Origin of the sequence: Methylocaldum szegediense (genome assembly GCF_949769195.1) — a bacterium.
Classification (GTDB): domain Bacteria; phylum Pseudomonadota; class Gammaproteobacteria; order Methylococcales; family Methylococcaceae; genus Methylocaldum; species Methylocaldum szegediense.
This window is the reverse complement of record NZ_OX458333.1, coordinates 3,903,718-3,929,550: the sequence shown is the minus strand read 5'-3', so window position 1 is coordinate 3,929,550 and position 25,833 is coordinate 3,903,718. Positions and strand designations below refer to the sequence as shown.

Genomic DNA, 25,833 nt, shown 5'->3' with positions numbered 1-25,833 from the left:
CCGGTCTTGCTCAGGCTTCCAGGCGCTCGAAGATCTTTTCGATCTTCTCCTGCAAGGTCGCCGCGGTAAACGGTTTAATCACGTAGCCATTAACGCCGGCCTGGGCCGCCTCCACGATCTGGTCGCGCTTAGCCTCGGCGGTCACCATCAGCACCGGAAGCTGGGAGATGCTCGGATTGGAGCGCACCGCGCGCAGCAGATCGATGCCCGTCATTCCCGGCATATTCCAATCGGTGATTAGAAAGTCGATTTCCCCCGATTGCAGTTTGGGCAAGGCGCTCTGCCCGTCATCGGCTTCGAAGATATTGTTGAACCCAAGCTCGCGCAGCAGGTTCTTGATAATCCTTCGCATGGTGGAAAAGTCATCCACAACCAGGATTTTCATGTTCTTGTTCAAGGACGCTCACCTCTCGTTCCGCTATTGATCTTTCGAGTCATCGGGCATCCGAGCCTCAAGCTTTCGATACGGCCTTACGCCGACCCTTCGGCCGGGCCGCGGCGGATTGCTCAATATCCAGCCAATCCTGCATCCTCGCCCGAAGACGCAACATGGCCTGGCTTTGAAGCTGGCACACCCGCGATTCGCTGACCCCAAGCACTTCGCCGATTTCGCGCAGATTGAGCTCTTCCTCGTAATAGAGCGAGATCACCAACCGCTCACGCTCCGGCAACCCGGCGATGGCATCCGCCAGTGCTTCGGCGAAGCCGGACTGGGTCAACGCTTCGACCGGAGGCGCGGCGGAATCCTCGCACTCATCCAAGACCGTATCCCCCGACTCCAGCAGTTCGTCCAAGCTGAACATGCGACAGCTCACGGTGTCCTGGAGGACCTGATGGTATTCAGACAGCGTCAGCCCCAAATACTCGGCGACTTCCGCATCGCGCGCATCGCGGCCGGTCCTGGCCTCGATAACCCGTATCGCCTCCGCTACATCACGCGCTTTGCGATGCACCGAGCGCGGGGTCCAATCGTAACGCCTGAGTTCGTCCAACATGGCGCCGCGTATTCGAATCCCGGCATAAGTCTCGAAGCTGGCGCCCTGCTTGTGGTCGTACTGGCGGGCCGCTTCCAACAAACCCACCATACCGGCCTGGATCAAGTCCTCCACCTGTACGCTGGACGGCAGCCGGCCCATGAGATGGTGGGCGATTCGCTTGACCAGCGGTGCATGCTGCCCGACGAGGGCTTCCAAGCCGGGCGCCTGCACCGATGCATACAAAGCAACACCGCTCATAAGGCCGCCGCACGGTTGTACTGAATCATGCGTTCCACGAAAAACTCCAGCCGGCCGCTGGATTGCCCAGAGATCGGCTGGGCGTCCAATTTCTGCGCCAAGCTGCGGAACGCCTGCGCCGCCTTGCTGTGCGGATAGGCGATGACCACCGGCGTTTGCCTTTGCACCGCTTTCTTCACGTGCTCGTCGTCGGGAACCACGCCCAGAAGATCGAGCGTCACGTCGAGATAGCGGTCGGTCACCCGGCACAGCCTAGAGAACAAAGCCCGCCCCTGTTGATAGTCCTGAACCATGTTGGGCAGGATTTGGAAGCGATGAACTCCGTAGTCTCGGTGGAGCAACTTGATGAAGGCGTAAGCATCGGTGAGCGATGTAGGTTCGTCGCACACCACCAGAACGATGTCCTGACAGGCACGCGCAAAATTGACCACGCCCCCCGAGATCCCCGCCGCAGTGTCCACCAGCAGTACGTCGATGTTCTGATTCATTTCCCCGAACGCGCGAATCACCGCCGCCTGTTCCGCAGTGGTCAGTTCGGACATGCGCTGAATGCCGGACGAGGCTGGCACGATTTTGAGGCCCGATGGCCCTTCGATCAGAATTTCGTCCAGAGTGCGCTCACCGCTCAACACATGGGACAGATTGAACTGGGGCTGCAGCCCCAGGAGCACGTCGACGTTCGCGAGCCCGAGATCAGCGTCCAAAAGGACCACTTGGCGGCCCAACTCGGACAGGCTGACCCCTAGATTGACGGCAACGTTGGTCTTGCCGACCCCTCCCTTGCCACTGCTCACCGCCAAGACGCGCACCGGTCTCGGCGGCGCCATACGTCGAATTCCGTCGGCTTGGTCTGTGTCAAACATTCGCATGGACGATCCAGTCTTCATAGGAAGGCATCGGGCCGCCGACAGCCTCGGTGCCGGGCTGCTCGGCAAAACACCGGTTTAAGAATAGATGAGTTCTCGCGACGTGCAGATCCTCCGGAACCTGCTGTCCGTCGCACAAGAATGCAAGCGGAAGCCGGTTTTCCACGACCGCGGACACGCCGGCACCGAGCTGGCCGGTTTCGTCCAGTTTGGTCAGAATACAAGCCGACGGAGAAAACACCTTGAAGGCGTTCACTGCTTCCTGCATGACACGCAACTGGCTGGCCGCGGACAGGACCAGATACGATTTGATCGGCATGTCGACACCGGCGAACAACTCGGCTTGCTCGGCCAAGCGCCGGTCCCGCTGCCCTATCCCCGCGGTATCGATGAGCACCAGGCGCTTGTCGTAGAAACTGGACAGCAGCTGACGTAAATCCTCGACGCTGGATGCGGCCCGAACCGGCACGTCGAGGATGCGGCCGTAGGTGGCGAGCTGTTCGTGCGCTCCGATGCGGTAGTTGTCGGTGGTGATCAGTGCGATCTGCCGGGGACCATGCTTGAGCCTGAAGCGAGCCGCCAGCTTGGCGATCGTCGTCGTTTTCCCGACGCCGGTCGGCCCCACTAGGGCAACCACACCGCCGTAGTCGAGCAGACTGTCTTCGGCCAGCAGAATCTGCCGAGCCAAGACATGCTGAACGGCTTGCCAGGCTACATCGGCATCGCTGACGCCACCCAGCCGTTCGGCGAGCTCCAGGCTGAGTTTTTTGGAAAAACCGAGCGCGCTCAAACGACGCAACAAATCCAGTCGGGTCGGATTCCTGCTCGCCGCCGCCTGCCATCCGGTCTCGCTCAAATGGGCGTCGATCAGGCGCCGCATCTGTTTGAGCTCTTGTTGCACCTGCTTCAGGGCGTCGGCGTCCGGGCTAGGCGTGGTCGGTTCCGGCGACCTAGCGGCAGCCTCCTCCGAACGATCCCGTCGGGACTGTGCGGCCGGCTTCAAGGCGGCGGGCTCGACCGTCGGGCTAGCCTGTCCGTCCGGTCTCGAAAACAGCGGAGCTGGCTTGCGCAAATCGCCCGTGGCAGTCTCCGGCGCGGCGGCAGCCTTGCCCAAGGCCTCGCGAAAAGCCTCCTCGGCGCGCCGCCTCGCATCCGTCTCGGCCTTCGCGCAAGCTTCGGTATCGGCACCGGTCGGTGCCGATTTCGCCCGCTCCAACAACAGTTGCTCGTCGAAGTCGCGGGCCGCGACGATCTCCACACCACCGTCCACTTTGCGGTTGGACAGGATGACGGCATCCGGCCCCTGCTCTTCGCGGACCATCCGTATCGCCTGGCGAATATCGGGTGCGAAATATCGTTTGATCTTCATGCCTATGCCCTAGTCTTTCGGAAGACTTTTCTCGGAACCTTTGTATTGAGCCCGCGCTCGCGGCCTACTTACCCGCGTTGACCGATGCTGGCCACCACCCTGACCTGCCGGTCTTCCGGAATCTCGTTGTAGGCCAGAACATTGAGTCCCGGAATCGAATGGCGTACGAAGCGCGCCAACCATGGCCTTACTGGCGAGGACACCAGCAGAATCGCGGGATGCCCCTCCATTTCCAACTTCTGTGCCTTTTCTTCCAGAGACTTGAGGAGTTGCTCGGCCAATCCCGGTTCGATGCCCGCCCCCTCTTGCCCGGCCGTTTGGAGGATTTTTTGCAACAACTGTTCCAGATCCGGATCCAGGGTCAGAACCGGAATTTCTTTCTCCAAGCCACTGATTTTTTGGACAATCAGCCGTCCAAGCGCGGCGCGCACCACCGCAGTCAGAACGCCGGGATCTTGGCTTCTGCCGCCGAACTCCGCCAAAGTTTCGGCGATGGTTCGCATATCGCGGATCGGCACGTTTTCCTGAAGAAGGTTTTGCAGCACTTTCACGATGACGCTGAGAGGTAGCGTTTTAGGCGTCAAATCCTCAACCAGCCGCGGCATGGATTTGGCGAGCATATCGAGCAGCTGCTGCGTTTCCTGGTGTCCGAGCAGCTGATGAGCGTGGGACTGCAGCAAATGACTGAGATGCGTGACCACCACCGTGCCAGGATCGACCACGGTATAGCCTAGCGTCTGCGCGTGCTCGCGCTGATCCGGGTCGATCCAGATCGCGTCCAGGCCGAAAGCCGGGTCCTTGCCCTCGATGCCGTTCAACGTTCCGTAGACCTGCCCGGGGTTGATAGCCATCAAGCGATCCGGGAACACCTCGGCCTCCCCCACGATGACGCCGAGCAAGCTGATGCGATAAGCATTCGGGGCCAAATCCAGATTATCCCGGATGTGCACGGACGGGATCAGGAATCCGAGTTCCTGGGATAGTTTCTTGCGCACACCCTTGATCTTCGACGTGAGCTGCCCGCCCTGACTCTTGTCGACGAGCGGAATCAGGCGGTATCCCACTTCTAACCCGATGAGATCCACCGACATCACATCATCCCAGCCGAGTTCCTTCACCTCGGGTGAGCCCGGAGGCCGCGCCGCGACCCGGGCTTCCGCCTGTTCGCGCTCGCGGCGCCGGCGTTTGAAAATGGCATAGGACGAAGAGCCCAAGGCGGCGGCCAAGAGCAGAAAGGCGAGATTCGGCATGCCCGGAATCAGCCCCAAAAGTCCGACCACACCCGCGGAAAGCCCGAGCGGCCTGTGATCGGCTAAGAATTGAGCACTGAACTGAGCGCCTATGTTCTCGCTGCTGCTGGACACCCGGGTCACGATCATGGCCGATGCGACCGACAGCAACAGCGAGGGAATCTGGGCCACCAGTCCGTCGCCGATGGCGAGCAAGGTGTAGTTGTGCAAAGCCTCGGAGAACGACAGACCGTGCTGCAGCATGCCCACGATCAAACCGCCTATCACGTTGATGAGCAGTATGAGAATGCCGGCGATGGCATCGCCCCGCACGAACTTGCTGGCGCCGTCCATCGAACCGTAGAAATCCGCCTCGCGCGAAACTTCCTGGCGTCTTGCCCGGGCTTCTTCCTGATTGATGAGGCCGGCGTTGAGGTCGGCATCGATCGCCATCTGTTTGCCGGGCATCGCATCCAGGGTGAACCGTGCGCTGACCTCGGACACGCGCCCGGCGCCCTTGGTCACCACCACGAAATTGATGATGACCAGAATGATGAACACGACCATGCCCACGGCGTAATTGCCGCCGATCACGAATTCGCCGAAGGCCTCGATCACCTTGCCGGCCGCGTCGGGCCCCTGGTGCCCTTCCAGCAGAACCACTCGGGTCGAAGCCACGTTGAGGCTCAGCCGAAGCAGCGTGGCGACCAGAAGAACCGAGGGAAACACGGCGAAATCCAGCGGGCGCAGCGTGTAAATCGTAACCAGCAGGATCAGCAGCGAAAACGCGATATTGAACGTGAACAGGAGATCCAGGAGAAACGGCGGCAGCGGCAGCACCATCATCATCATCATGAGAAGGATGACGAGAGGCGCGCCCAGACCGAGCGTGCCGACGACTTTAATTCTTTCGAGTACGATTGCGGCCATGACGGAAAATCGTAGAAAACCTTCGATGACACCGAAGGCAATCACGTTTCGTGCCGAATAGCCGCAAGTTGGAAAAACCCAGGAAAAACGCCGACCGCCAGGCCCTTATGCGCCGTTGGACCGACTCAGAAACTCTTCAGGTATTTTGAATTCGGTCGGCGGCGTCGGAATATCGCCGCCGTAAACCCGAGCCGCCTTGAGCTGATAGACGTAAGCGAGCACCTGGGCGACCGCGAAATAAAGCCCGGCGGGTATTTCACAGCCGAGTTCGGTCGACGCGTAGAGCGCGCGGGCGAGCGGCGGCGCCGACACAAGCGGCACACCGGCACCTAGCGCTAGAGTACGGATCTGTGCCGCCACCAGGTCCGCGCCTTTGGCGACCACGCGGGGCGCCTTCATGCTGGCCTGGTCGTATTTCAAGGCTACCGCGTAATGAGTCGGGTTGGTCACGATCACATCCGCCTTCGGCACCTCGTCCATCATGCGGCGGCGCGCCAGTTCCATCTGCAGACTGCGAATCCGGCTCTTGACCTCCGGCTTACCTTCGATTTCGCGCATCTCATCCTTGACCTCCTGGCGTGTCATTTTCAACCGGCGCTTGTAGCTCCAGAGCTGGAAAGGCACGTCCAGAACCGCGATCAACCCCAAGGACGCGCACAGCCAGAACATGAACGTTATGAGGAGGTGCACGGTTTCGTTCACGGCCGGAAGCAAAGGGATCCTGCCGAGAGCCATGAGATCGTCGAAATAGGTCATCAGCAGCTCGCCGGTCACGAACCCGATCAGGAGAAACTTCAGCACTGATTTCACGACTTCCGCGAGCGCCTGCACGGACACCATGCGAGCTAAACCTTTCAGCGGATCGAGCTTTTCCAGCTTGGGCAGAAGGTTTTCGCTGCTGAAATTCCAGCCACCCAGCATCATGGGCGCCGCTAGGGCGGCCAATACCGCCAGGCCGAGAAACGGCAACAAGACCTCGCCCGCAGCCAACAGATCCCGGCTGAGATGGGCGAGCGGCGCCGTCGGATCGAAAAGATCGCGGCGTTCAAGCCGAAAATCGCCCTCCATGATTTGCCACAGGCTTTGCGTCAGACTGCCGCCCAAAGCGAACACCGCCGCCGAACCGGTCAATAGCAGAACCAGCGTATTCAATTCGCGGGAACGCGGGACCTGTCCTTTCTTCCGCGCGTCGCTCAGGCGTTTACTGGTAGGTTCCTCTGTTCGTTCCTGATCGGACTCCTCGGCCATGACCTCCCCTGCTACTGCAATACCGCCGTCATCAGCCGATATCCCTCATCGAGAAAACCGGAAAAAAGGCTGAGTACGTCCGGCACGCTGATACCGATCAGAAACAGCCCCAATCCCAAGCTGACCGGAAATCCGACCGAGAAGATATTGAGTTGGGGCGCCGCGCGACTGGCCACGCCGAATCCTAGATTGACTAGCAGCAAAGCCGTCACCAGGGGCAGCGAGAGCAGGACACCGGCCGCGAATAAGCGGCTCGCCCACAGCGCCAATTGCCTCATTCCTTCGGCGCTCAAACCGGCGAACCCCACCGGCAGCGCGTAAAAACTTTCGACCAGAAGCCGAATGACCACCAGGTGTCCGTCCATGGTTAGGAACAGCAGCGTCGAGAGGATCTGGTAAAACTGGGCGATGACTGGAACCTGCACGCCGGTCCGTGGATCGACCAGGGACGCAAAACCGAGCCCCATACTATAGGCGACGCTTTGTCCGCCGAAAACGATGGCCTCAAATACCAGGTGCAAAACCAAGCCGATCGCGAGGCCGATCAAGAATTGCTGAACGGCGATCCAAAACCCCGACAGACTGAACAGGGCCACGTTGGGCATGGCCGGCAGGGTCGGTGAAATCAGCCAGGTGACGGAAACCGCCAGCATGACGCGGACCCGCATCGGGACCATATGGCCGGTAAAAATCGGGATCGAAAGAAACAACGCGCTCACGCGGAAGAAAGGCCAGGCCACACCGGCAAGCAGCGCGAGAAGATAGCTTTCGCTGAACTGCAACGGCATCTCAACCTATGAGACTGGGTATGCTGCGAATTAGCGACCGCGTGTAATCGATCAGAATTTGCAGCATCCATGGCCCGGACAGCATCAGCACGATGGCGATGGCGATGAGCTTGGGCACAAAGGTAAGCGTCATTTCGTTGATCTGGGTGGCCGCCTGAAACAAGGCTATGCACAAACCCACGGCGAGCGTCGCCAGCAACATGGGCGCACTGATCTGGAGGGTAACGGTCATGGCTTGCTGGCCCAAGGCGGCAATGGTTTCGGGTGTCATGTACGGCTCGTAATGAAGTCAAATCCTATTGTTACCCGTGGCAGGGTTAGAGGGGCATCAACACGTCGCCAGTCCTTGGCAAAGTAACGGGTAATCTCGAGACCTCTCCCTGGAGGGTTTTCATCGTTGCTGTACGCTCGAAAATAAGGAAGCTGCCTCCGGCAGCAAGTAAGTTCGAAGCGGGTCTCGCCCCGCGGGCGAGTTACTTCTGCAAACCCCATCCCTGGGGTTTGCCCTTCGGGCGAACCTTGTTCGTCCCATTCTGCTCCCAGCGGAATGGTCGCTCCCGGCGAGTTTGTCTTTGCGTGCCCAAAGAAAAGTAACCAAAAGACAAATCGGCCGGGAGCCGATTTGGACGCACGGAGTGCGCCCGAAGGGTTCGCGCCAAGGAGGGTGCGAATCGGCGGGCACCCGGATGGCGCGCTGATCCTGCGCGTCGCCGGCTTACGCCGGGGGCGACAGAAGGCACGTCCCTGTACCTCTGTCGCCGCACGCGATCCCTCGCGTGCCCCTTCGGGCAGTTCCGGCTCCAGCCGACGATGCTCGGGCGCGCCATACGGGACGATTCCGGAATGCCGTACATCTTTAGAAAATACTCAAATACCTGCTTATACAGTCCTATTCGACGAAAAAACTGGCCGCCAAAGTCTCGACCACCAGTGCCCAGCCATCTACCAGGACGAACAGCAACAGCTTGAAAGGCAGGGAAATGATCATGGGGGAAAGCATCATCATGCCCATGGACATCAGAATGGCGGCCACTACCAGGTCGATGATGAGGAACGGCAGGAACAAGAGAAATCCCATTTGAAAGGCCGTTTTCAGCTCGCTGGTCATGAAAGCCGGCACCAGCAGCGAAAACGGGGTTTCCTCAGGGCTCGAAATCTCCTCCTTCCCTGAAATGCGCGCGAACAGTTCCAAATCGGACTCCCGCGTCTGCCTGAGCATGAACTCGCGGAACGGCACCGCGGCGCGCTCCAAAGCCGCGCCCGGCGCGAGTTGTTCCTTCAGATAAGGTTGCAGAGCCTGCTCATTCACCTGCTCGAACACCGGCAGCATGGTAAACAGGGTCAAAAACAACGAAATGCCGAGCAAGACCTGATTGTTGGGCGTTTGCCCGGCACCCAGCGCCTGGCGTAGGATGGCCAGAACGATCATGATCCGGGTGAACGAGGTCATGCTGAGCAGCAACGCAGGCAGCACGGTCAGCGCTGTCATCAGCGCGAGGACCTGTATGGTGACCGTATAGGTCTGGCCGCCCTGGCCGTTAGTGGCCACCGTAAACGCCTCGATGCCGGGAGCGGCTTGCGCCGGGAGAGTCGACAACGCCAACAGGGCCGAAATCATCCCGAGAGTCGTCAAGGAGATGCGCAATCGGCGATTCATGGCCGTCGCCCCGTCAGTTCTTGCAGACGCTCCACGAACGAGACCTCGGCTGCTGGCGCGCCGCCCTCGACCGGGATCATTTCAGAATCTTCCAGAACGCATAAGGTCTCGACCCGCCCCGGCGCCACGCCCAGCACCAATTGCTTTCCCCCAGCCTGCAACAGCACGACCCGTTCCCGCGAACCCAGCGACACCGCCGCCAACACACGGAAACGCCCGGGCGCAAGCCGGGAGAACGTGCCGAAACGCCGCAGCAGCCAGGCCAAGGCAAGAATCAGCGTCAAGACCGCCAGCAATCCGCCCAAACTCTTCGTCATACCCATCGCAGGTAAGGTCTCGGGCAAAGCCGGCACGGAATCGGCCAGCAGAACCGGCGATATCAGCAGCGATGCCCAGATCGGGAACCCCCTCTTCATTTCAGCTTTCTCACCCGTTCCGAGGGGCTGATGACATCGGTCAGGCGGATGCCGAACTTGTCGTTGACCACCACCACCTCACCGTGGGCGATCAGTGTACCGTTCACCAGCACGTCCATGGGTTCGCCCGCCAAACGGTCCAATTCAACCACCGAGCCCTGCGTCAGTTGCAGCAAATTGCGGATATTGATCTTGGCCCGGCCGATTTCCATCGCAATCGTCACCGGGACGTCCAACAGCACGTCCAGATTGATGTCTTCGGATCTTGCCGTACCGGCTGCCGGCTGCGACTTCCCGAGCTCTTCGAAGGTCGCAGGCTCCGCCGCTGAAGGCGCCGATTGACGGGGAGGCTGAGCCATTTTTTTGGCAGCCTCTCGCTGCTCCGATAGCGCCGCTGCCCAATCGTCGGCGAAACCTTTCGGTTTGCCCGTGCCGCCGACCCTTTCCGTCGGTTCTTCCTGTTCGTCGCTCATACTCGTTCAACTCCCCTTTTCAATACCCCGATCAAGCGTTCCCCGATTAAGCGTTCTTTGTCGCTGCTGGTACGCCTGATCTTCTCCAAGATTTCCACTGCGTAACTGCCCCTCGAGATCCCGACCTTCCCGCGGAACACGGGGACATCGTCGACGAAGACCGTGACGGTTTCCGGCATCTCGATCGGAATCACGTCGCCGGCTTTCAACCGCAGCATGGCATCCAAAGACACGGTTTTTTCCACCAGAGTGCTGTGCAGTTCGACTTCGGCATCCAGAATTTCCGCTTGCAGCGCGGTACGCCAACGGCCATCCAAATCTTCGCTTCTGTCCCCCTGGATCCCGGCGTCCAAAAGCTCCCGTATCGGCTCGATCATGGAGTACGGCAGTGTGACGTGCAGATCGCCTCCTCCGCCTTCCAGTTCGATATGAATGGAGGAGACTACGACGACCTCAGCGGGACTTACGATGTTGGCGAACTGAGGATTCACTTCCGAACCCAGATATTCGAACTCGATCGGCATGACCGGAGCCCACGCTTCTTTCATATCCTTGAAGATCAAATCGAGCAGCATCTGAATGATCCGCATTTCGGTCGGAGTGAACTCGCGTCCCTCGACCTTGTTGTGGAAAAGGCCGCTGCCGCCGAAAAAATTGTCCACGACAGTGAACACCAGGGTCGGCTCCATGACCATCAGCCCCCGCCCGCGCAGCGGGTTGAGCCGGATGACGTTGAGATTGGTCGGAACCAGCAAGCTGTGCACGTATTCCGAGAACTTCAGAACTTGAACGCCGAGTACCGAAATCTCCGCGGAGCGTCTGAGGAAGTTAAACAGACTGATACGGAAATGCCGAACGAAGCGGTCGTTGATCATCTCCAGCGTGGGCATCCGCCCGCGCACGATGCGATCCTGACTGGTGAAGTCGTAGGGTCGCACCTCGTCGCTTCGAAAATCGATATCCGACTCGGTTTCGATATCACCTTCGTCGACGCCGTGCAGCAGGGCGTCGATTTCTTCCTGGGTCAAAAGATCGTGAACGGCCATGGCTATTGCATGATGAAAGCGGTGAAATACACCTCTTCGGCACCTTGCTTGTAACCCGTTTGTTTGAGCACGACCCCGTTGATTGCCTTGAGTAACTCTGCCCTCAGCGCTTCCTTGCCCTCGGCCGTCCTGAGAGCGGCAGGCTCCTCAGCGCTCAACAACAGAAGCACGTTGTTGCGAATCATCGGCGAGTGCTTCTTGACTGTATCGATCACCGCTTGATTTCTCGATGCCACGCTCAGTCCAAGCTGGAGCAGACGCGCATCCGGGTTGCTCTTGAAATTAACCACAAACGCCGGTTCCATCGTGAAATAAATCATTGGCAGCTCACGCGCCTCCGCGTCACCCACCGGCCTATGCTGCGGGGGAACGATCCCCAGCAAATAAAGCGCCGCAAACACGGCGACGAGCGTTCCCGACACGGTTCCCAAAACGATGAAAACGACGCTCTTGGAAGACTTCTTCTGTTCTTCGCTCAAATCCAGCTTGTTCTGCTGCGCCATCGCATTCTTCCGACTTTTTTGCCGCTTACAGCAACAATGATGCCTAGAAAAAAATCTAACAGCATCAGAGCGTTAGCCTGTCATGAACGGTTTTCGTCACGTTGGCGCAAAACGGAACCCGACGGCGCGCCAAAATTTGGACGCTCGGAAAATGCGCCCACCGGTCATCGGCGAACTGGGGAATTAAGCGCGTCGCACAAGGAAGCTCTGAATAAGTCCCTTGGAACACGTCCGCAAGTCGAAGCGGAACGCGAGCAGGCTAGGCATGGATTGCACCGGACTCACGCGGAAAGCGAGATAACGTCGTGTAGCGAGGCCTAATGGGGCACGGGGCGCCGCTCACGGTTCCGCGCAGGGAATGTCTGGCATGATTGAGTTAGTCAGGCCCGCTAGATCGATTGAGTTGCACAGACTGCTTCCCTGAAATGGAAGCCCAATCGGAGCTTCCATGTAAAAGCTCCGATTGAGGCATCGACAAGCTCGGGCCAAACAGCCTTTATAGGCTCTTAAAAACGTCGGTTGCCAGTTTTGTGCATGCCGACACCGAAAAAGTAAATGGGGAAAGGAATCGATATCATCCGGGACAACGGGCTTAGCCGATTCCTTGAACTCCATGGAATCGCGATCGACGATAGCGGCCGACCTCACTCCAAGAGTTTTCCGCTGATACTGGTAAATACATTTTGGCCGGTACATACATCGATTACGCCCTTGGCTTTAATAGTACCGCCGGTAACCTTCGCGAACATTCCGGTATTTCCGGGAACGTCAATAGGTCCTACGCGTAGCCGTGGCGCCTTAACATACATGATTTCCGTGACCGCCCATTTACAGGGATAAGACTCCCGGGAGTATGGCGAGAAACTCTCCGGCGTATCGCCATCCGTGTTCAGCCGCGACAGCTTCAAAGGATCCGATGGATCAGTACAGGTAACGACGTGTCGAAGATGCGCAGGTGCTATCAGGGGTAGGCCGTTCGGAAGCATGATCGGGTTTCCTCTTGAATCACGAACGACGTGCAGATCGTATCCCTTGCCCAGCACCGAGCATGTCACCTGTGATTTTTGTTTATTCAACGCGATGACAACCTGCCCGAGCTGGGTGTCTCCCTCGTAATTGGATAATATCGCCGGCCAGTCGATATCGTCGTTGCCGAAATCCTCGTAATGAATCGAAGACTCGACTAGCGTTTGAGTCAATCCATTCCCTTTTGTGATGACGATATCGGCGGAAACGGTAGCTGAAACCATCATTCCCACAGTTAGCGAAGCAACAATCAACGACGGCTTTCTTAACATTTCATTTCCTTTTTCGATTTATTGACAAATGAATTGCGATTGAACATACACAATGTCGTTCGCACGCCACATTCAAGATAGCAGTTAATTTCGGGAATGCTGGCAAATACTGACAAGACCGCGACAGACAGCCTACGCACGACGCCGAACTATAGCCTCGCCGAATAAGTTACCGGCGCCCGATGCACATTCCCGGTTCCGTGGAGTCGAAATATCTGATTGCCCCTGCAGTTCAGTGAACCCCCGTAATGAGATATCGATACCTTTTGGGGTCAAGAGTCTCCGGATCGAATGCGATGAAAAACAGGCCTTGGAGATCGATTGATGCGGCCTCGCTGCGAAACCGGTTCGACTATGTAAAAGCTTTAATCAAAAGGCTGATCGGCGACATTCAGGAAGGCACTCTGGACTACCGCGCCATGAGTCTCGTCTACACGACGCTGCTGTCCTTGGCCCCGCTTCTTGCGGTCAGCTTTTCCGTGCTCACCGCATTCGGCGTGCACAATCAAATGGAGCCGATCTTGTTGGAACTAGTGGCGCCGTTAGGAGAGCAAGGTGCAGAGATCGTTAACCGCATCATCGAATTCGTCAGCAACATCCGAGTCGGGGTATTGGGTTTCGTCGGCCTCGCGATGTTGTTTTACACGGTTCTTTCCCTGCTGCAAAAAATCGAGGAATCGTTCAATTATGTGTGGCGGGTCACGCGATTGCGTAGCTTTCAAAGACGCTTCAGCGACTATCTGAGCGCTCTTCTCGTGGGACCGGTATTGGTTTTTTCCGCGCTCGGCCTTATCGCGTCCATGGCCAACACCGAAATCGCGCAGATGATCATCCGTCGGCAACCGTTCGGGACCTTGTATTACCTTGTGGGATTGATCCTGCCGTACCTGCTCATCATCGGTGCTTTCACCTTCGCCTATCGCTTTATCCCGAATACGCACGTGAATTTCCGGTCGGCCTTGGTCGGCGGAATCGTGGCAGGCATCAGTTGGCGAGCCGCGGGATGGCTGTTCGCCGAATTCGTGGTGAATTCGACCCGCTATGCCGCCATCTACTCGGGCTTCGCGATTCTGATCGTGTTCATGATCTGGCTCTATGTGAGCTGGCTGATACTGCTGATCGGCGCTCAGATTTCGTACTATCACCAGCATCCGCACTACATCTATCTGCCCCACCGAGACATCAAACTCAGTCCTCAACTGTTCGATCGTCTCGGTTTCCTCATCATGTACTTGATCGCGAAACATTTCCGCATGGGGAATCCTCTCTGGACAATCGATACTCTGAGCCAGAGACTCGCTCTTCCCGAACTCGTGATCGAAAACGTCGTCGACACGCTGAAAAAACGGAATTTAATTCTGGCCGCGACGGAAGAACCGTCGGCATTGATTCCGGCCCGGGATCCGTCGACCATTGCGCTGTCCGAGATTCTGGAAGCGATACGAACCTCGCCTGCCGAGTCGCTGCCGATCGACCCAAAGACCCTCTCGATATCCGCCGTCGATCATCTATTGGAGAAGCTCCACGCGTGCACCCTGCAGGCAACCGAGGGTGTGTCTCTAAAGGATTTGGTCGATTCCTGAGTTTCCTTTCGGTCTATTGGGCCCCAGCCGATACATTCCGCCACCAACTCATCAAAGCTCCCTGAGAGCGTGCGCGATACCGAATACGAGACCGCAGGGGAGCCAAATCCATCGCATCTCACTTTTCAGCACATGCCACCCGTACGCCGAAAAGAACGCGAGGATGCCTATGGGCGGCACGGCAAGAGGCCGCCAGGCGAAAAAGTAACGCCTCTTCGAAAACGGCGCGAAAAGCGCGACACCCAGGCCACCATCGGTGAGCGCATCGATCAGGGGATGGGATGCGGTCGAAAGAAACAAGAACAGAAACAGCGGCCATGATTTGCCGGTATACGGCAAAACCGCCGTCAGCAACGCTCCGAGACAAACGGCGAAAAAAATCGAATGCGTCATGCCGCGGTGCCCCCAGGGATCGTCGTAACGCACCCCGAATGCAAAACCGATCACGTCCAGATCCGGAATCATCGAGCAGACGACACCGCATAGAACAGCTTCCCGCGAAAGGATACCTTCCGGAAAACAGGCGCTCAGCGCGATAGGAACCGCCGCGTGTGAAACGATGGTAGACATAGTCCGGCCCCGAACACCGAATCTACATTATTCCTTTCCGTGAAGGCGTGATCTCGGAGTAAGGCATTACCAGCCGCTTCGAACCCTGTCACAACGGCCACCGCGGTCGGCGATCACCCGCCGATATCACGCCTTTCAAGTATGACGGCGACCATCCGGATCCGACGACGCGCTTCAACCTCAATCGCGCTTGATCGCAGAAATCTCCAGCGGGCTCGACTCGTGACGCTGTTTTCGCAAGCCGATCGATGTCGAAGAATACAAGCGGCCGGACAACGGGAGAAACCTCATTGGGCTTCGAGGAAATCGTATACGACGACTCTGTCCACCAAGTCCTTCAGCTTCTCGTGGATCACCTTATCGTGGTCCGGATGCCGCGAATATTCGTCCAGCGCCTTAGCTTTCTCGAACGTCGCCACGATAGCCACGTCGTACGAACTATCGACAACGTCTCGCTTGCCAGGCAGCGGGGTTCCCACGCGATAGCTCGACACCATCGGCAGTTTGGCTAGCGATCGGGTCGCTTCGATGTACTGCTGGCGCGCCTCCGAACTGCCATGATCCTTGAGCCAAACGATCACGACGTGATGTATGCGCCCCGAGCCCGGCGACGCAACCTCAGCCGAACTTACGGCGCCAAACCCTAGAATCCACAACAAGAAGACAAAGACTACCGTTCGTTTCATGCAATTCCCCATTTGTCGATCGAATGGAGCAGGACCGACCGCTCGTTGCGGAGTCCTGCCGATTTTCAAGGCCGGAATGCCGAGAGCGATGTCCCACAACTGGGGTTTCCGGAGATCGAGACGATAGTAGCATGACCCTCTGTCGACTCACGATCGCCATAACCTCGTTCGACCGGCCCGTGCAGGACATCAGCGAGGACCGGCTTCCGAGGCCGATGCAGCCCCCGCTTGGGCAAGGTAATTCTCCCATTTTCGCGCTGTTAACCGCTGAAACAGCGGCACGACGGGATTGAGCTCGATGGGCGGTGCGTCCCAATGCCGCTCGTAAGCCTGCTGTTCCGCTTCCAGGGCGAAACCGTCCTCCGAAAGAATGGGCTTGAACACCAAGTGCTTGGCGATATTCAGCACCAACTGGGTCAGCCACCGCGGCGTTTTTCTGGACAGCAGCGGAATCTTGAGACTGTCAAAATAGAACAGGAAAAACACGCGCGTGGTCTGTTCGTCGATAGGCAGTAGAAACGACCAGTTCTTGATGCTGTCCCCAGTATTGGTCCATTGATATGGGTATTCGTAACAGAGCTCGATCGATCGGGTGTTGACCCGTGCCCGGTCGACGAAGACCCTCGAAATCGGTCCAGCAGCCATATCAGCATCGTAAGTCAGGTAAACCCGGTCCTCGCTGGCCTCGTGACGGGTCAGCCTCGCGTCGACGAAAGGACGGTATTTTCGATGTAGGAAGGCATGGGAAAAGTCGCAGATATTGTCAATCACCATGGAATGGTGGGCGCGCCAAGTGAAATCCATTGTGAAGTTAGGCCAGGGACGGTCTCTACCGAGTTCCGGAATTTCGGGAACCTTGCGCTCTTCGGCAAGCGCGGGATTGCCGGGAAACAACCATATTAGGCCGTAGCGGGCTTGTACCGGGTAGGTGCGCAACTGGTGCTTGATGAGAGACTTGCCGAAACTATCATGAGAATAATCGACCAACCGGCCGTCGCGATCGAAAGCCCAGCCGTGATAGGCGCAGCGCAGACGGCACCGGTCCACTACGCCGTGGGTGAGCTTGAGTTGGCGGTGCGGACAGCGGTTCTGCACGGCCGCGAGCCTACCGTCGTCGCCGCGGAACAGGGCGATGGAGGTCTTCCAGAAGACAATTTCCTTTACCTGCCTTTTCTTAACCGCGCGCTCGTATTCCACCGCGTACCAGCGGTCCGGATCCAAACCCGCGGCACGTGCCTTTTGCCGGGAATTCTCGGCTTCAAAAAAATCGGGCGGCGATCGCCGGGATAGGTCTTGTGCATTCCTCATCGTCAGTACTCTCCATGTCATCCAAGGCGGATAGCGGCGACCAAAAGCCGTTTCATTTCGACGGGCTGATGACCCCGCGGCGCACAAAATCCTCGTAGGCTTCCTGAATCGCCTCGGCTAGGCTGGTAGGACGATAGCCCAGTTCCTCTCTTGCCTTCCCGTGATCCGCCCGGCGCTGCATGCGGAGCAGGCGTACTGCGGCGGGGGTGAAGCGCCGCGGTCGATTGGGAAACAGCCGGAACCAGGTCTTGTCGGCCACTTCCGCCACCGCGGCCATGATCGGGGCGGGCAAGCGCAGCCGGGGCGGCGGCCGTCCGGTGACCCGCTCGTACAGCGACATCAGCTCGTCCACGCTGGCATAAGCGGTACTGAAGATGTACTTCTGCCCGGAACGGCCTTTCCGCATGGCGAGCACATGTCCTTCGGCGATATCGCGGGCAGAGACGAATTCGAAGCCTCCCGGGATGTAGGCCTTAAGCCGGCCATGCGCGTAGTCGATAAGCACCCGCCCGAAGCGAGACGGCTTGTAGTCATGGGGACCCACGATGGCACAGGAAGTGGCGACGACCACATTGAGCCCATCCGCATGGGCGCGTAAAGCCTCATGTTCCGCTAGATGCTTTGTGAAACCGTAGGGCAAATGGCGATCGAACGGATAGAACGGCATGCCCTCGTGGCTAGGAAGACCAGCCTCGTAGCCGGTGGCGCTGAGCGAGCCGGAAACCACGACCTTGTCCACGCCATGGCGGGCAGCGGCTTGCAGAATGTGACGCGTTCCCAGGACATTGGTCTCGAAGACTTCCCGCTTATGGGCGGCGTTGCCGTCTATAGTTGAGACCAGCGCCGCACAATGATAGATCTGGGAACAGCCGCGCACGGCTGCATCAACCGCCCCGGCATCGCGAAGATCGCCGTAGGCCCGCTCCACGCCTAGGCCGGCCAAAGCTTCATTGTCTGGCCCCTGCCGTATCAATACACGGATTTCCTCGCCGTTGGCCAGAAGTCGGCGTACAAGATTAGCACCAAGATGACCGGTCGCTCCGGTGACGAGCACTCTTCCCGAGTTCATATCAAGTCCGTTTTTAATGGCGTCGAGACCGGATGGTAGCATGCTTGCCCGGAAGAAAAAGCCTGAGAACTGCTTCACCGGCTCACGACAAACCTCTTTCGAGCTCGCCCGCCCCGGGGAAGCGCTGCCCATCTCGCACGGCCGACATTGTAAAATCGGGACGGTTCGATGATGTCCGCGGTGCGCGGCTGCTCATGCAGACGGCCGAACGCCGGGCGACATTCGAAAAATGCAAACGCGATACCGGTTCCATGCGATCTCGTCGGCGTTTGTGATTGAAGCGCCAAGCTCTTTGTACCTTACAGAATTTCAATCCAATGAGGCAGAACATAAGTCGCCGCGGATTTTTAAAATCCGCTTCTTTACTCGCTCTGGGGGGAACCCTTCTCAACGTGGCTCGGGTCGTCCCGGCCGCATCGAAAGGGCTTCGTCTCGGGCGTGGACAGGTTTTCTCCTACGACGCACTGATCAAGCGGGCCGCCGACATGGCCAAGGCGCCCTATCAATCGCCGCCCAAGCCCCGGCCCGATATCGTTCAGCAGATCGATTACGAAGCCTGGGGAAATATCCGCTTCCGTCCCGACTATGCTTTGTTCGCAGACGGCCCCTCCGCCTACCCGGTGACGTTCTTTCACGTCGGCCAGTTCTTCCAGAAATCGGTCAAGATGCATGTGCTCGAGCACGGCGTGGCACGGGAAATCCTGTATAGTCCCGATTATTTCTCGATGCCCAAGGACAGCATCGCCCGTAAGCTACCTAATGACACCGGCTTTGCGGGCTTTCGCCTACAAGAATCCCGAAAACGGGACGATTGGCGCACCCAGGACTGGATCGCCTTTCTCGGCGCCTCGTATTTCCGCGCCATAGGCGCCCTCGGCCAATACGGACTGTCTGCCCGCGGCGTTGTTGTGGATTGCGCCGAACCCACTCCGGAAGAATTTCCGGATTTCACCGAATTTTTTATCGAAGGCGCTCAGAAGGAGAACCATCCCGTCTCGATCTATGCCCTGTTGAACGGTCCCAGCCTGACCGGTGCCTACCGTTTTTCCATCCGGCGAACCGAAGGCGTTATACAGGACGTCGAGGCCGTGTTGTTCCTCCGCAAGGACGTCGCCCGACTGGGATTGGCACCGTTAACCTCCATGTATTGGTTCAGCGAGGCGGAAAAGCGTCAACGCGAGGACTGGCGCCCCGAAGTCCACGATTCCGACGGGCTCGCGATTTGGAACGGCAACGGCGAACGGCTCTGGCGGCCTTTGATCAACCAACCCTTCGCCGTGACGTCGAGCTTCGCCGACAAAGGGCCGAAAGGCTTCGGGCTGATGCAGCGCGACCGATCCTTCGAGAACTACCTGGACGGCGTCAATTACGAACGGCGGCCTAGCCTATGGGTTGAACCGCTGGACGACTGGGGACCCGGCGCGGTGCAGTTGGTGGAATTGCCCACGGACGACGAAATCCATGACAACATCGTGGCTTACTGGCGCCCCGAGGCCCCTGCGCGCGCCGGCGAATCCTATCGCCTCCGCTACCGGCTGCATTGGTTAGCCGACGAACCCTACCCGGCCCATGTAGCCCGCTGCGTGGCGACCCGGATCGGGCGTGGCGGCCAGCCGGGGAAACCACGGCCGAAGGGCGTGTACAAGTTTTCCGTCGAATTCGCTGGAGCCGCCCTGGATCCGCTGTGGGGCGACACCGTCAAGGCCGAGCCGGTCGTCACCGCATCCAGCGGTACCATCAGCGACGCTTTCATCGAGCCCGTGCCGGGCACACGCCGCTGGCGAGCAATCTTCGACCTCACGCCCAACGGCAGCGATCCGGTAGAACTCCGGCTCTACATTCGGGGCAACGGCGATGCCTTGACCGAAACCTGGCTCTTCCAGTTCCGCGAACGTCCGACTGCATAGAGGCGAGCGGGCGCGTTATTAACCCGGCCTATAAATATAGGTCGGGTTAATCCGTGGCAAGGATGCCCCGGCGCGGCGACAAGCCGCGTGAGCCCAGGCCGGGCGTGTACCGGCCTGGGCGGCAGCCCGTTAAATACCAGGAGGGTATTTAACGGGCCTGATAAATAGGGGCGACCGGCTGGCCGCCCTTATAGCTCGATCACGAGCCGGTTGAAGTTCGGTGCCATGACGACATCGCCGTCGATGTCGCACGGGTTTCCGTCCGCCTGTGCTCGCCGCGCGCCCGGGTAGCGAAGGACGATCCGTTCCGGTGTGGTTCCGGTTATGCGGAGGTCAACTGTCACTTGCGCTTCGCCGCGACGGGCCTCGAGATCGAGCCTGCCGAAGGTGGTCGGCAGCGCGTTCAGAGAGATGCCTCCGCCTTCCCACCACGAATCGGGAACGGCTCGGAACAATTCCAGCGTTCCGCAGTTTTCCCTGACCAGCATGCGGCGAATAGCGGTAGCGAATTCGGCGCCGATCCAAGTGTGCGGCATGTCGCCGATATAGTCCGGCACCCTGGGGTCGGCCCAGACCACCTCGGCCCAATGGCGCCAGCCCGCCGGTCTGCGCCAGGTGAGTGCGTCCGCCAGCAATCGGAAGGCATCTTCGATGCGTCCCAAGGCGACGAACGCGTTTAGATTGCGAATCTCGTAAGGCGTGAAGCCTCCGCTGAAATCCGCCGCACGCAGGCGGTCGAGATGCTCGCAATAAAGGTCGTACGTCGCCTGGAGATATTCGGCTGGGAGCACATCCTCCACCCGGCAGGGTTCAAAGGCTATGGAAGTCGACGTCGGATCGACATCCTCGCGATCGGCGGATGCGTGAATGAGCCCTGTGCCCAGTTCTTCGGTCGTCATCCGCAGCGAGCGCGCCAGATTCGTCGCAAACGCCTCTCCTTTGCGCTGCGCCCAGGCCGCCGTGTCCGCGTCGCCGATCTCCGTGGCCAAATAGGCGCAGTCGCGCCACGCTCGCAATGCGAAAAAATCGTCCCAGTAGCTGTAGGTCGGCTTGTTGTAGCCCTCGTGACTGAGGGACGGCGCTAACAGCCCGTGGAATCGGGTTTCCGGCCCGTAGAGCGCGTTGGTTCGCGCACAGAGTTCTTCGATGAACCGGGTCGCCCGAACGACGGGCTCGAATATAGCCTCTAGGAAACCGCGGTCGCGGCTGAAACGATAGACCTCCGCGGCGATCGCCACGAACTGGCCTTGAGCGTCGAATTCGATGTCGCTGCCGTAACCCCGGTTTACACTGCCATCGGGATTCAGAATGGGCGGCACCATGCCGTTATCGTAGATACGTTCCGCATACCACAGCACGTAGCGCTTGGCATCTTCGATCAGACCGGCGTAAAGCAGCGCGAGAGCCTGCGAGGAGCCGTCGCGTATCCAGGTTCTATCGTAGTTGCGCGGACCCGGCTTGAAGGCATACCGGGTGGAGTTCACCAGAATGAGTCCGATCTGCGCCTCGACCGTGTCACTGACTTCGCGATCTCCTACCGTGATCCTGCGGGGGCCGACCTTTTCGCGCCATGCTTTCGCCACTTCATCTCGAAGGCGCGGAAAATCGATCTCGACATCGGGGACGATGCCGTCCCGAAGAAACGCCGACATGACGACGGACGCGGACTCGCCCGGATTCAAGGAAAATTCGAATTCGCACGCGGCGCTCAGGAGCCCGGAGTCGGAACGGAGGCTGCGCTCGGTGTCTTGTGGCGCGTGCTCGATCAGCTTGACCACATCCCCATCCTGAAACTCGGCAACCGTCGCGAAATCGGGCTCACGCGAGAATCTCGCGAATCGACGATCGTTGACCCAAAGATCTCTCCCTTCGACGGCAATCGCGTTGGTGATCGCGTGCCCGCCATGCTGCCAGTACGGATTGATCTGGACCGGACGCAAAGCGAGAACCAGCGTCCCCTGCCGGGGTACGTCGGCGCGGTTGGTGACGCGGTACTCGACCACCGCTTGCCCGGTGTCGGCGAGCGCGCTCGCCTCGACCTCCACTTCGCCCACCAACCAGGTAACGGATGGCATGGGCAGAGCGCCATCCATCAGCGTCTGCTCGATCGCGGCAGCCGCGGGCGCGCCGTGAAGCGTGCCGTCCAGCCGCAGCAAGGGAGTGATTTGGCCCGAGCCCGGCAAGGGCTCGAGATTGCCGTATTCATCGAAAAGGGCTTGTTCGGCCTGATCGATCTCCCCGAAAGCGGTCCAATAGATCTGCCGGCCGAGAAGACTCTGAGGGTAAAGCTCGCTGCGCCCGGCTCTAGCGGCACGTTCTAGTTGCCCGATCGGCATGCGGTCCTTGTTCAGGATGCGGAGCTTGAGTTCATCGATGATCGCCCCGTCGCGACTGCTCGCCTCGTGTACCGTGAAACGCAAATAACGGGCGGTAGTCGTACGCCAATAAAAGCTATCGTAGCCGCCGTTGCCCAGGGTGATGTGGCCGACCTCCCGAAAGTTCTCGCCATCGTCGGAGAGGTGAACCGAAAAATCGGTGCCGTAAGTCTCCCCCCATTGCACCAACACCCCGAGCGGCGATCGGATGTACCCGAAATCGACGGTAATGCTGTCGCCGGGCGGAATTTTGACCGGTGCGTGGCCCAATGCTGGAATACGGCCGGGTTCCCTTACCGACGCTGCCTGGTCCGGGCCGTACAGATTGATTTCGACGACCTCCAGGCTGTGCTCCGGCTCCGGATTCTCGAACGTCCAGCGCACGAAGCGAGCCTCCCTCGGCGGAAACGCGAAGACCTCGAGTCCACCCTCGCCATGGCGGGTCGCGCAAAGATGCGTCCACACCCGGCCGTCGAGCGAGGATTCAAAGGAATGGACTTTGGCGCCGCGTCGCCCCCAATAAACCTCGAGCCCGCCGAGGATCGCGGTTTGGCCTAAATCGATCTCCAGCCAATGATTCTTCGACGTTCCGCAGATCCACCGCGTCGAGTAGGAATCGTCTATGGCGGCTCGGGGATCGCCACCGCTGGCGGTCACCGTCCATCGGCTTTTGTAAGGAACGTTCATTCGGGCTCCACGATCGGATGTCTAAAATTCACGAAAAGCGGAAGATTAACACCATTCTCGACGTTGATCTGACCAGAGCGCCCGGGTTCCTCGCGAATGCACGGAATATCGGTGTGCCGCACGATGGGCTCGATTGAGCAGGCCGGGTGCTCTGAGTTTCCGACTCGTGGCCTTTTGCCGGTATCGGGAAAGGGAACGCCAGTACCAGCAGCTCTTTCGCTCATCGGCACATCGGCCCGGTCAGCGGCGGCCAGAGGCAGATGCAAGCGTCCATCAGCGATGAAAACGCTGTAGGCACGCTTCCAAGAAGACATTTCGGATGCCTGCGCATTGGCCGCTGCCTCGCGCCATGACCGACAGGAGAACGAGAGCTTCCGGCTCAGGTCAAGCAAACCGAGTGTCATCAAACAAGATCATTCCTGCATCGAAGGTAAACAGCCACCAGCCTTCTAAACTTTATCCGGGAATGAAAACCATCGCCCGACTTCTCTATCCCCAGGATGATCGATGAGTTGAAAGCGCCGTCGCAACGGCCAGAACCCCGGAAAAACAAGTCCGAACCGCTCTCGAGCCGTTCCCGGACGGAAAAAAGAAGGTCGAACCCTCACAATCCCGGCACCGGAACCGGCCACGCTGTCGACTCATTTCTTCCCGATTTTTGCAGCCTTCAAACTGCCTTCACCCTGGTCGTTTCCTCGGAATCTCTGGCTTTTGTTCTGACGCTTGCCGATTCCACGCCCTCTTATGGCTTCTGGTCCGACTTGGGGCTACGTTCGCTGTTCATTCTCTGGATCACACTGAGCAGCGGGGCCATCCTATGCGGCATACGCCCGTGGCTGGTTCGACTCGGTGCGCTTTGGAGCGGAATTGCGACTTTTTCCGTCATACAGGCCGCAACCCTTCTAATGACGTGGCTGACTCATGACGGTCCTTTGAGTCCGGGAGCTGCCGTTTCCCGCGACCCTATCGGTGGCGCCCATTATTTGAAAATCCTGGGAGTCAGCGGTGTCGTAACGGCCGCCTGGCTGCGCTATCTCTACGTCCAGTCCCGCTGGCGCAGACAAATCCGAGCCGAAGGGGAAGCCCGACTCGACGCGCTGCAGGCTCGGATGCGCCCCCATTTCTTGTTCAACAGTCTCAATACCATTGCCAGTCTCACCCGGAATGATCCGAAGATGGCGGAAGAGCTTTTGTTGGATTTGGCCGAGCTGTTCCGCGCGGTACTCAGAAAAGAGGCGAAATGGGTGAAGTTGAAAGATGAAGTTGACCTGACCTGCCAATATCTCAACATCGAGCGGCAACGTCTCGGCCAACGTCTGCGCGTCGACTGGCGGCTGACGGGCACCCCGAAGGACGCCTTGATCCCTCCCCTGAGCATTCAGCCGCTGGTGGAAAACGCGATTTATCACGGCATTGAACCGTCCCAAGCCGGCGGCAAGATCGTCATCGATGGTCAGCTCACCAAACGTCATCTTGTCCTGACGGTGAAAAACACGCTTCCCGAGTCAGACACGCAACACTCCCGCCGAGGCACGAAGCAGGCTCTCGCCAATCTCCGCGCCCGTCTCGAAGCCTGTTTCCCCGGCGAAGCACGCCTTCTCACCAGCGTGGTCGACAACTGCTACCAGGTTCGAATGGTCTTTCCCTATCTCCGGGAGCGTTATGAAAATCCTGATCGTCGACGATGAGGCCCCTGCTCGTTCCCGCTTGCGGGATGTGCTCAACGACATCGATCCGAGTCTGGTTGTGGTTGGAGAAGCCGCCGATGGCGAACAGGCCTTAAGGCTCGCCGCTCAAACTCGGCCCGACGCAGTTCTCTTGGATGTCCGCATGCCATGGGTGGACGGCATTCAGGCGGCGCGCGAACTGGCCCGTTTTCCGTTACCGCCGGCGGTCATTTTCACCACAGCTTACGACGAGTACGCTCTGGAGGCGTTCGAAGTCAGCGCGATTGATTATCTGCTCAAGCCGGTGCGTAAAGATCGTCTCGCCGCCGCTTTGCGTAAGGCGGAACGGTTCACCGAGGCCGCTTGGAAAATGCTCGAAGCGAACTTGCCTGACGGGCAGTCGACTCGAAGCCATCTCTGCATCCATAGTCACGGCGATATTCGGCTGATTCCGGTCGATGCGGTGCTTTATTTCCGGGCTGAACAGAAATACACCACGGTGAGGACTCTCGAGGGAGAAACCTTGATTGACGAATCGCTGAAATGTCTGGAAGAGGAATTCCGAGCGAGTTTCATCCGGGTTCATCGCAACGCCTTGGCGGCGATCAGTCATATCGTCGCTCTCGAAAGATTGCCCGAACGCGGCATGACGCTTCGCCTTAAGGGCATCCCCGAAAGCCTGGAAGTCAGTCGCCGGCACCTGCCCGCCGTGAGAGCCCTCTTGAAGCAACTCGCCAAGATTGGTGAGGACGCTTGATTTGATACAATGGCCTATTAACCCGGCCGATAAATATTGGCCGGGTTAATCCGGGGCAGGGATGCTTCGGCGCAGCAACAAGCCGCGTGAGCCCAGGCCGGGCGTGTACCGGCCCGGGCGGCAGCCCGTAAATACCAGGAGGGTATTTACGAGCCTGATTAATAAT

The 25,833-nt window shown here is 58.9% G+C and carries 24 protein-coding genes; 4 read left to right on the top strand and 20 right to left on the bottom strand.

The window, feature by feature from the left end; genetic code table 11:
* Window positions 1-10: 10 nt before the first annotated feature.
* The 14 genes from cheY to QEN43_RS17010 form a co-directional block, all read right to left on the bottom strand.
* Window positions 11-397: a chemotaxis response regulator CheY gene (cheY, locus tag QEN43_RS17075; protein WP_026609515.1), complete on the bottom strand. Its 387-nt coding sequence runs from the start codon at window positions 395-397 to the stop codon at window positions 11-13.
* A gap of 55 nt (window positions 398-452) precedes the next feature.
* Complete coding sequence (locus tag QEN43_RS17070) at window positions 453-1,235, bottom strand: RNA polymerase sigma factor FliA (RefSeq protein WP_051331491.1); 783 nt, start codon at window positions 1,233-1,235, stop codon at window positions 453-455.
* Entirely contained in the window at window positions 1,232-2,062 is an 831-nt protein-coding gene (locus QEN43_RS17065) for a MinD/ParA family protein (protein WP_036267972.1), read from the bottom strand. Before QEN43_RS17065 ends, QEN43_RS17070 begins: the two co-directional genes overlap by 4 nt.
* A 28-nt stretch (window positions 2,063-2,090) precedes the next feature.
* Window positions 2,091-3,470, bottom strand: coding sequence for a flagellar biosynthesis protein FlhF (gene flhF, locus QEN43_RS17060; protein WP_026609513.1), 1,380 nt, complete (start codon window positions 3,468-3,470; stop codon window positions 2,091-2,093).
* Between the two features lie 68 nt (window positions 3,471-3,538).
* The gene (gene flhA, locus QEN43_RS17055) at window positions 3,539-5,629 is read right to left on the bottom strand and encodes a flagellar biosynthesis protein FlhA (protein ID WP_051331662.1); all 2,091 of its coding nucleotides are present in this window, start codon (window positions 5,627-5,629) and stop codon (window positions 3,539-3,541) included.
* 105 nt (window positions 5,630-5,734) lie between these two features.
* Window positions 5,735-6,877 (bottom strand): flagellar biosynthesis protein FlhB, encoded by a 1,143-nt coding sequence (gene flhB, locus QEN43_RS17050; protein ID WP_026609511.1) that lies wholly within the window; start codon window positions 6,875-6,877, stop codon window positions 5,735-5,737.
* 11 nt (window positions 6,878-6,888) lie between these two features.
* Complete coding sequence (fliR, locus tag QEN43_RS17045) at window positions 6,889-7,659, bottom strand: flagellar biosynthetic protein FliR (protein ID WP_026609510.1); 771 nt, start codon at window positions 7,657-7,659, stop codon at window positions 6,889-6,891.
* 7 nt (window positions 7,660-7,666) lie between these two features.
* Complete coding sequence (gene fliQ, locus QEN43_RS17040; RefSeq protein ID WP_026609509.1) at window positions 7,667-7,936, bottom strand: flagellar biosynthesis protein FliQ; 270 nt, start codon at window positions 7,934-7,936, stop codon at window positions 7,667-7,669.
* A gap of 618 nt (window positions 7,937-8,554) precedes the next feature.
* Complete coding sequence (gene fliP / locus QEN43_RS17035; protein WP_036267969.1) at window positions 8,555-9,322, bottom strand: flagellar type III secretion system pore protein FliP; 768 nt, start codon at window positions 9,320-9,322, stop codon at window positions 8,555-8,557.
* Window positions 9,319-9,738, bottom strand: a complete 420-nt coding sequence (fliO, locus tag QEN43_RS17030; protein ID WP_026609507.1) for a flagellar biosynthetic protein FliO — start codon at window positions 9,736-9,738, stop codon at window positions 9,319-9,321. Before fliO ends, fliP begins: the two co-directional genes overlap by 4 nt.
* On the bottom strand, window positions 9,735-10,097 hold the full coding sequence (fliN, locus tag QEN43_RS17025; protein WP_202901121.1) for a flagellar motor switch protein FliN: 363 nt from the start codon (window positions 10,095-10,097) through the stop codon (window positions 9,735-9,737). Before fliN ends, fliO begins: the two co-directional genes overlap by 4 nt.
* Window positions 10,098-10,207: 110 nt before the next feature.
* A complete protein-coding gene (fliM, locus tag QEN43_RS17020; RefSeq protein WP_084161720.1) occupies window positions 10,208-11,257 on the bottom strand; it encodes a flagellar motor switch protein FliM in 1,050 nt (349 codons plus the stop codon).
* A 2-nt stretch (window positions 11,258-11,259) separates the two neighbouring features.
* Window positions 11,260-11,760 (bottom strand): flagellar basal body-associated FliL family protein, encoded by a 501-nt coding sequence (locus QEN43_RS17015; RefSeq protein ID WP_051331490.1) that lies wholly within the window; start codon window positions 11,758-11,760, stop codon window positions 11,260-11,262.
* A 644-nt stretch (window positions 11,761-12,404) separates the two neighbouring features.
* Complete coding sequence (locus QEN43_RS17010) at window positions 12,405-13,058, bottom strand: hypothetical protein (protein WP_026609505.1); 654 nt, start codon at window positions 13,056-13,058, stop codon at window positions 12,405-12,407.
* Between the two features lie 296 nt (window positions 13,059-13,354).
* Here QEN43_RS17010 and QEN43_RS17005 point away from each other — a divergent pair, with 296 nt between their 5' ends.
* Window positions 13,355-14,641 carry a YhjD/YihY/BrkB family envelope integrity protein gene (locus tag QEN43_RS17005; RefSeq protein ID WP_036267966.1) on the top strand — a complete coding sequence of 429 codons (1,287 nt, stop codon included), beginning with the start codon at window positions 13,355-13,357 and terminating at the stop codon, window positions 14,639-14,641.
* Between the two features lie 51 nt (window positions 14,642-14,692).
* Here the strand turns inward: QEN43_RS17005 and QEN43_RS17000 are convergent, their stop codons facing one another.
* From QEN43_RS17000 to QEN43_RS16985, 4 genes are all read right to left on the bottom strand, one after another.
* A complete protein-coding gene (locus tag QEN43_RS17000) occupies window positions 14,693-15,211 on the bottom strand; it encodes a metal-dependent hydrolase (protein WP_036267964.1) in 519 nt (172 codons plus the stop codon).
* 287 nt (window positions 15,212-15,498) lie between these two features.
* Window positions 15,499-15,897: a Dabb family protein gene (locus QEN43_RS16995; protein WP_026609503.1), complete on the bottom strand. Its 399-nt coding sequence runs from the start codon at window positions 15,895-15,897 to the stop codon at window positions 15,499-15,501.
* Between the two features lie 189 nt (window positions 15,898-16,086).
* Window positions 16,087-17,205 carry a Rieske 2Fe-2S domain-containing protein gene (locus QEN43_RS16990; RefSeq protein ID WP_026609502.1) on the bottom strand — a complete coding sequence of 373 codons (1,119 nt, stop codon included), beginning with the start codon at window positions 17,203-17,205 and terminating at the stop codon, window positions 16,087-16,089.
* Window positions 17,206-17,257: 52 nt separating this feature from the next.
* Window positions 17,258-18,274 carry an NAD-dependent epimerase/dehydratase family protein gene (locus QEN43_RS16985; RefSeq protein ID WP_026609501.1) on the bottom strand — a complete coding sequence of 339 codons (1,017 nt, stop codon included), beginning with the start codon at window positions 18,272-18,274 and terminating at the stop codon, window positions 17,258-17,260.
* A 392-nt stretch (window positions 18,275-18,666) separates the two neighbouring features.
* On the opposite strand from QEN43_RS16985, the gene QEN43_RS16980 reads away from it, so the two are divergent.
* Entirely contained in the window at window positions 18,667-20,181 is a 1,515-nt protein-coding gene (locus tag QEN43_RS16980; protein ID WP_235726528.1) for a glucan biosynthesis protein, read from the top strand.
* Window positions 20,182-20,369: 188 nt separating this feature from the next.
* Here the strand turns inward: QEN43_RS16980 and QEN43_RS16975 are convergent, their stop codons facing one another.
* Both QEN43_RS16975 and QEN43_RS16970 read right to left on the bottom strand, forming a co-directional pair.
* Window positions 20,370-23,243: a discoidin domain-containing protein gene (locus tag QEN43_RS16975; protein WP_317963433.1), complete on the bottom strand. Its 2,874-nt coding sequence runs from the start codon at window positions 23,241-23,243 to the stop codon at window positions 20,370-20,372.
* Window positions 23,240-23,635, bottom strand: coding sequence for a hypothetical protein (locus QEN43_RS16970; protein WP_317963432.1), 396 nt, complete (start codon window positions 23,633-23,635; stop codon window positions 23,240-23,242). Before QEN43_RS16970 ends, QEN43_RS16975 begins: the two co-directional genes overlap by 4 nt.
* 120 nt (window positions 23,636-23,755) lie before the next feature.
* On the opposite strand from QEN43_RS16970, the gene QEN43_RS16965 reads away from it, so the two are divergent.
* Both QEN43_RS16965 and QEN43_RS16960 read left to right on the top strand, forming a co-directional pair.
* Window positions 23,756-24,931 (top strand): sensor histidine kinase, encoded by a 1,176-nt coding sequence (locus QEN43_RS16965; RefSeq protein ID WP_162144273.1) that lies wholly within the window; start codon window positions 23,756-23,758, stop codon window positions 24,929-24,931.
* The gene (locus tag QEN43_RS16960) at window positions 24,906-25,667 is read left to right on the top strand and encodes a LytR/AlgR family response regulator transcription factor (protein WP_026609497.1); all 762 of its coding nucleotides are present in this window, start codon (window positions 24,906-24,908) and stop codon (window positions 25,665-25,667) included. The genes QEN43_RS16965 and QEN43_RS16960 overlap by 26 nt, the downstream gene beginning before the upstream one ends.
* The last annotated feature ends 166 nt before the right edge of the window (window positions 25,668-25,833 follow it).

Bases quoted from the DNA above. Each gene is read 5' to 3' on its own strand.
- fliN (WP_202901121.1), bottom strand. From the start codon at position 10,097: ATGGCTCAGCCTCCCCGTCAATCGGCGCCTTCAGCGGCGGAGCCTGCG.
- flhB (WP_026609511.1), bottom strand. From the start codon at position 6,877: ATGGCCGAGGAGTCCGATCAGGAACGAACAGAGGAACCTACCAGTAAA.
- flhF (WP_026609513.1), bottom strand. From the start codon at position 3,470: ATGAAGATCAAACGATATTTCGCACCCGATATTCGCCAGGCGATACGG.
- QEN43_RS17010 (WP_026609505.1), bottom strand. From the start codon at position 13,058: ATGTTAAGAAAGCCGTCGTTGATTGTTGCTTCGCTAACTGTGGGAATG.
- fliO (WP_026609507.1), bottom strand. From the start codon at position 9,738: ATGAAGAGGGGGTTCCCGATCTGGGCATCGCTGCTGATATCGCCGGTT.
- flhA (WP_051331662.1), bottom strand. From the start codon at position 5,629: ATGGCCGCAATCGTACTCGAAAGAATTAAAGTCGTCGGCACGCTCGGT.
- QEN43_RS17070 (WP_051331491.1), bottom strand. From the start codon at position 1,235: ATGAGCGGTGTTGCTTTGTATGCATCGGTGCAGGCGCCCGGCTTGGAA.
- QEN43_RS16985 (WP_026609501.1), bottom strand. From the start codon at position 18,274: ATGAACTCGGGAAGAGTGCTCGTCACCGGAGCGACCGGTCATCTTGGT.
- QEN43_RS16975 (WP_317963433.1), bottom strand. From the start codon at position 23,243: ATGAACGTTCCTTACAAAAGCCGATGGACGGTGACCGCCAGCGGTGGC.
- fliQ (WP_026609509.1), bottom strand. From the start codon at position 7,936: ATGACACCCGAAACCATTGCCGCCTTGGGCCAGCAAGCCATGACCGTT.
- QEN43_RS17000 (WP_036267964.1), bottom strand. From the start codon at position 15,211: ATGTCTACCATCGTTTCACACGCGGCGGTTCCTATCGCGCTGAGCGCC.
- fliM (WP_084161720.1), bottom strand. From the start codon at position 11,257: ATGGCCGTTCACGATCTTTTGACCCAGGAAGAAATCGACGCCCTGCTG.
- QEN43_RS17005 (WP_036267966.1), top strand. From the start codon at position 13,355: ATGAAAAACAGGCCTTGGAGATCGATTGATGCGGCCTCGCTGCGAAAC.
- fliP (WP_036267969.1), bottom strand. From the start codon at position 9,322: ATGAATCGCCGATTGCGCATCTCCTTGACGACTCTCGGGATGATTTCG.
- QEN43_RS17015 (WP_051331490.1), bottom strand. From the start codon at position 11,760: ATGGCGCAGCAGAACAAGCTGGATTTGAGCGAAGAACAGAAGAAGTCT.
- QEN43_RS16960 (WP_026609497.1), top strand. From the start codon at position 24,906: ATGAAAATCCTGATCGTCGACGATGAGGCCCCTGCTCGTTCCCGCTTG.
- QEN43_RS16990 (WP_026609502.1), bottom strand. From the start codon at position 17,205: ATGAGGAATGCACAAGACCTATCCCGGCGATCGCCGCCCGATTTTTTT.
- QEN43_RS17065 (WP_036267972.1), bottom strand. From the start codon at position 2,062: ATGGCGCCGCCGAGACCGGTGCGCGTCTTGGCGGTGAGCAGTGGCAAG.
- QEN43_RS16995 (WP_026609503.1), bottom strand. From the start codon at position 15,897: ATGAAACGAACGGTAGTCTTTGTCTTCTTGTTGTGGATTCTAGGGTTT.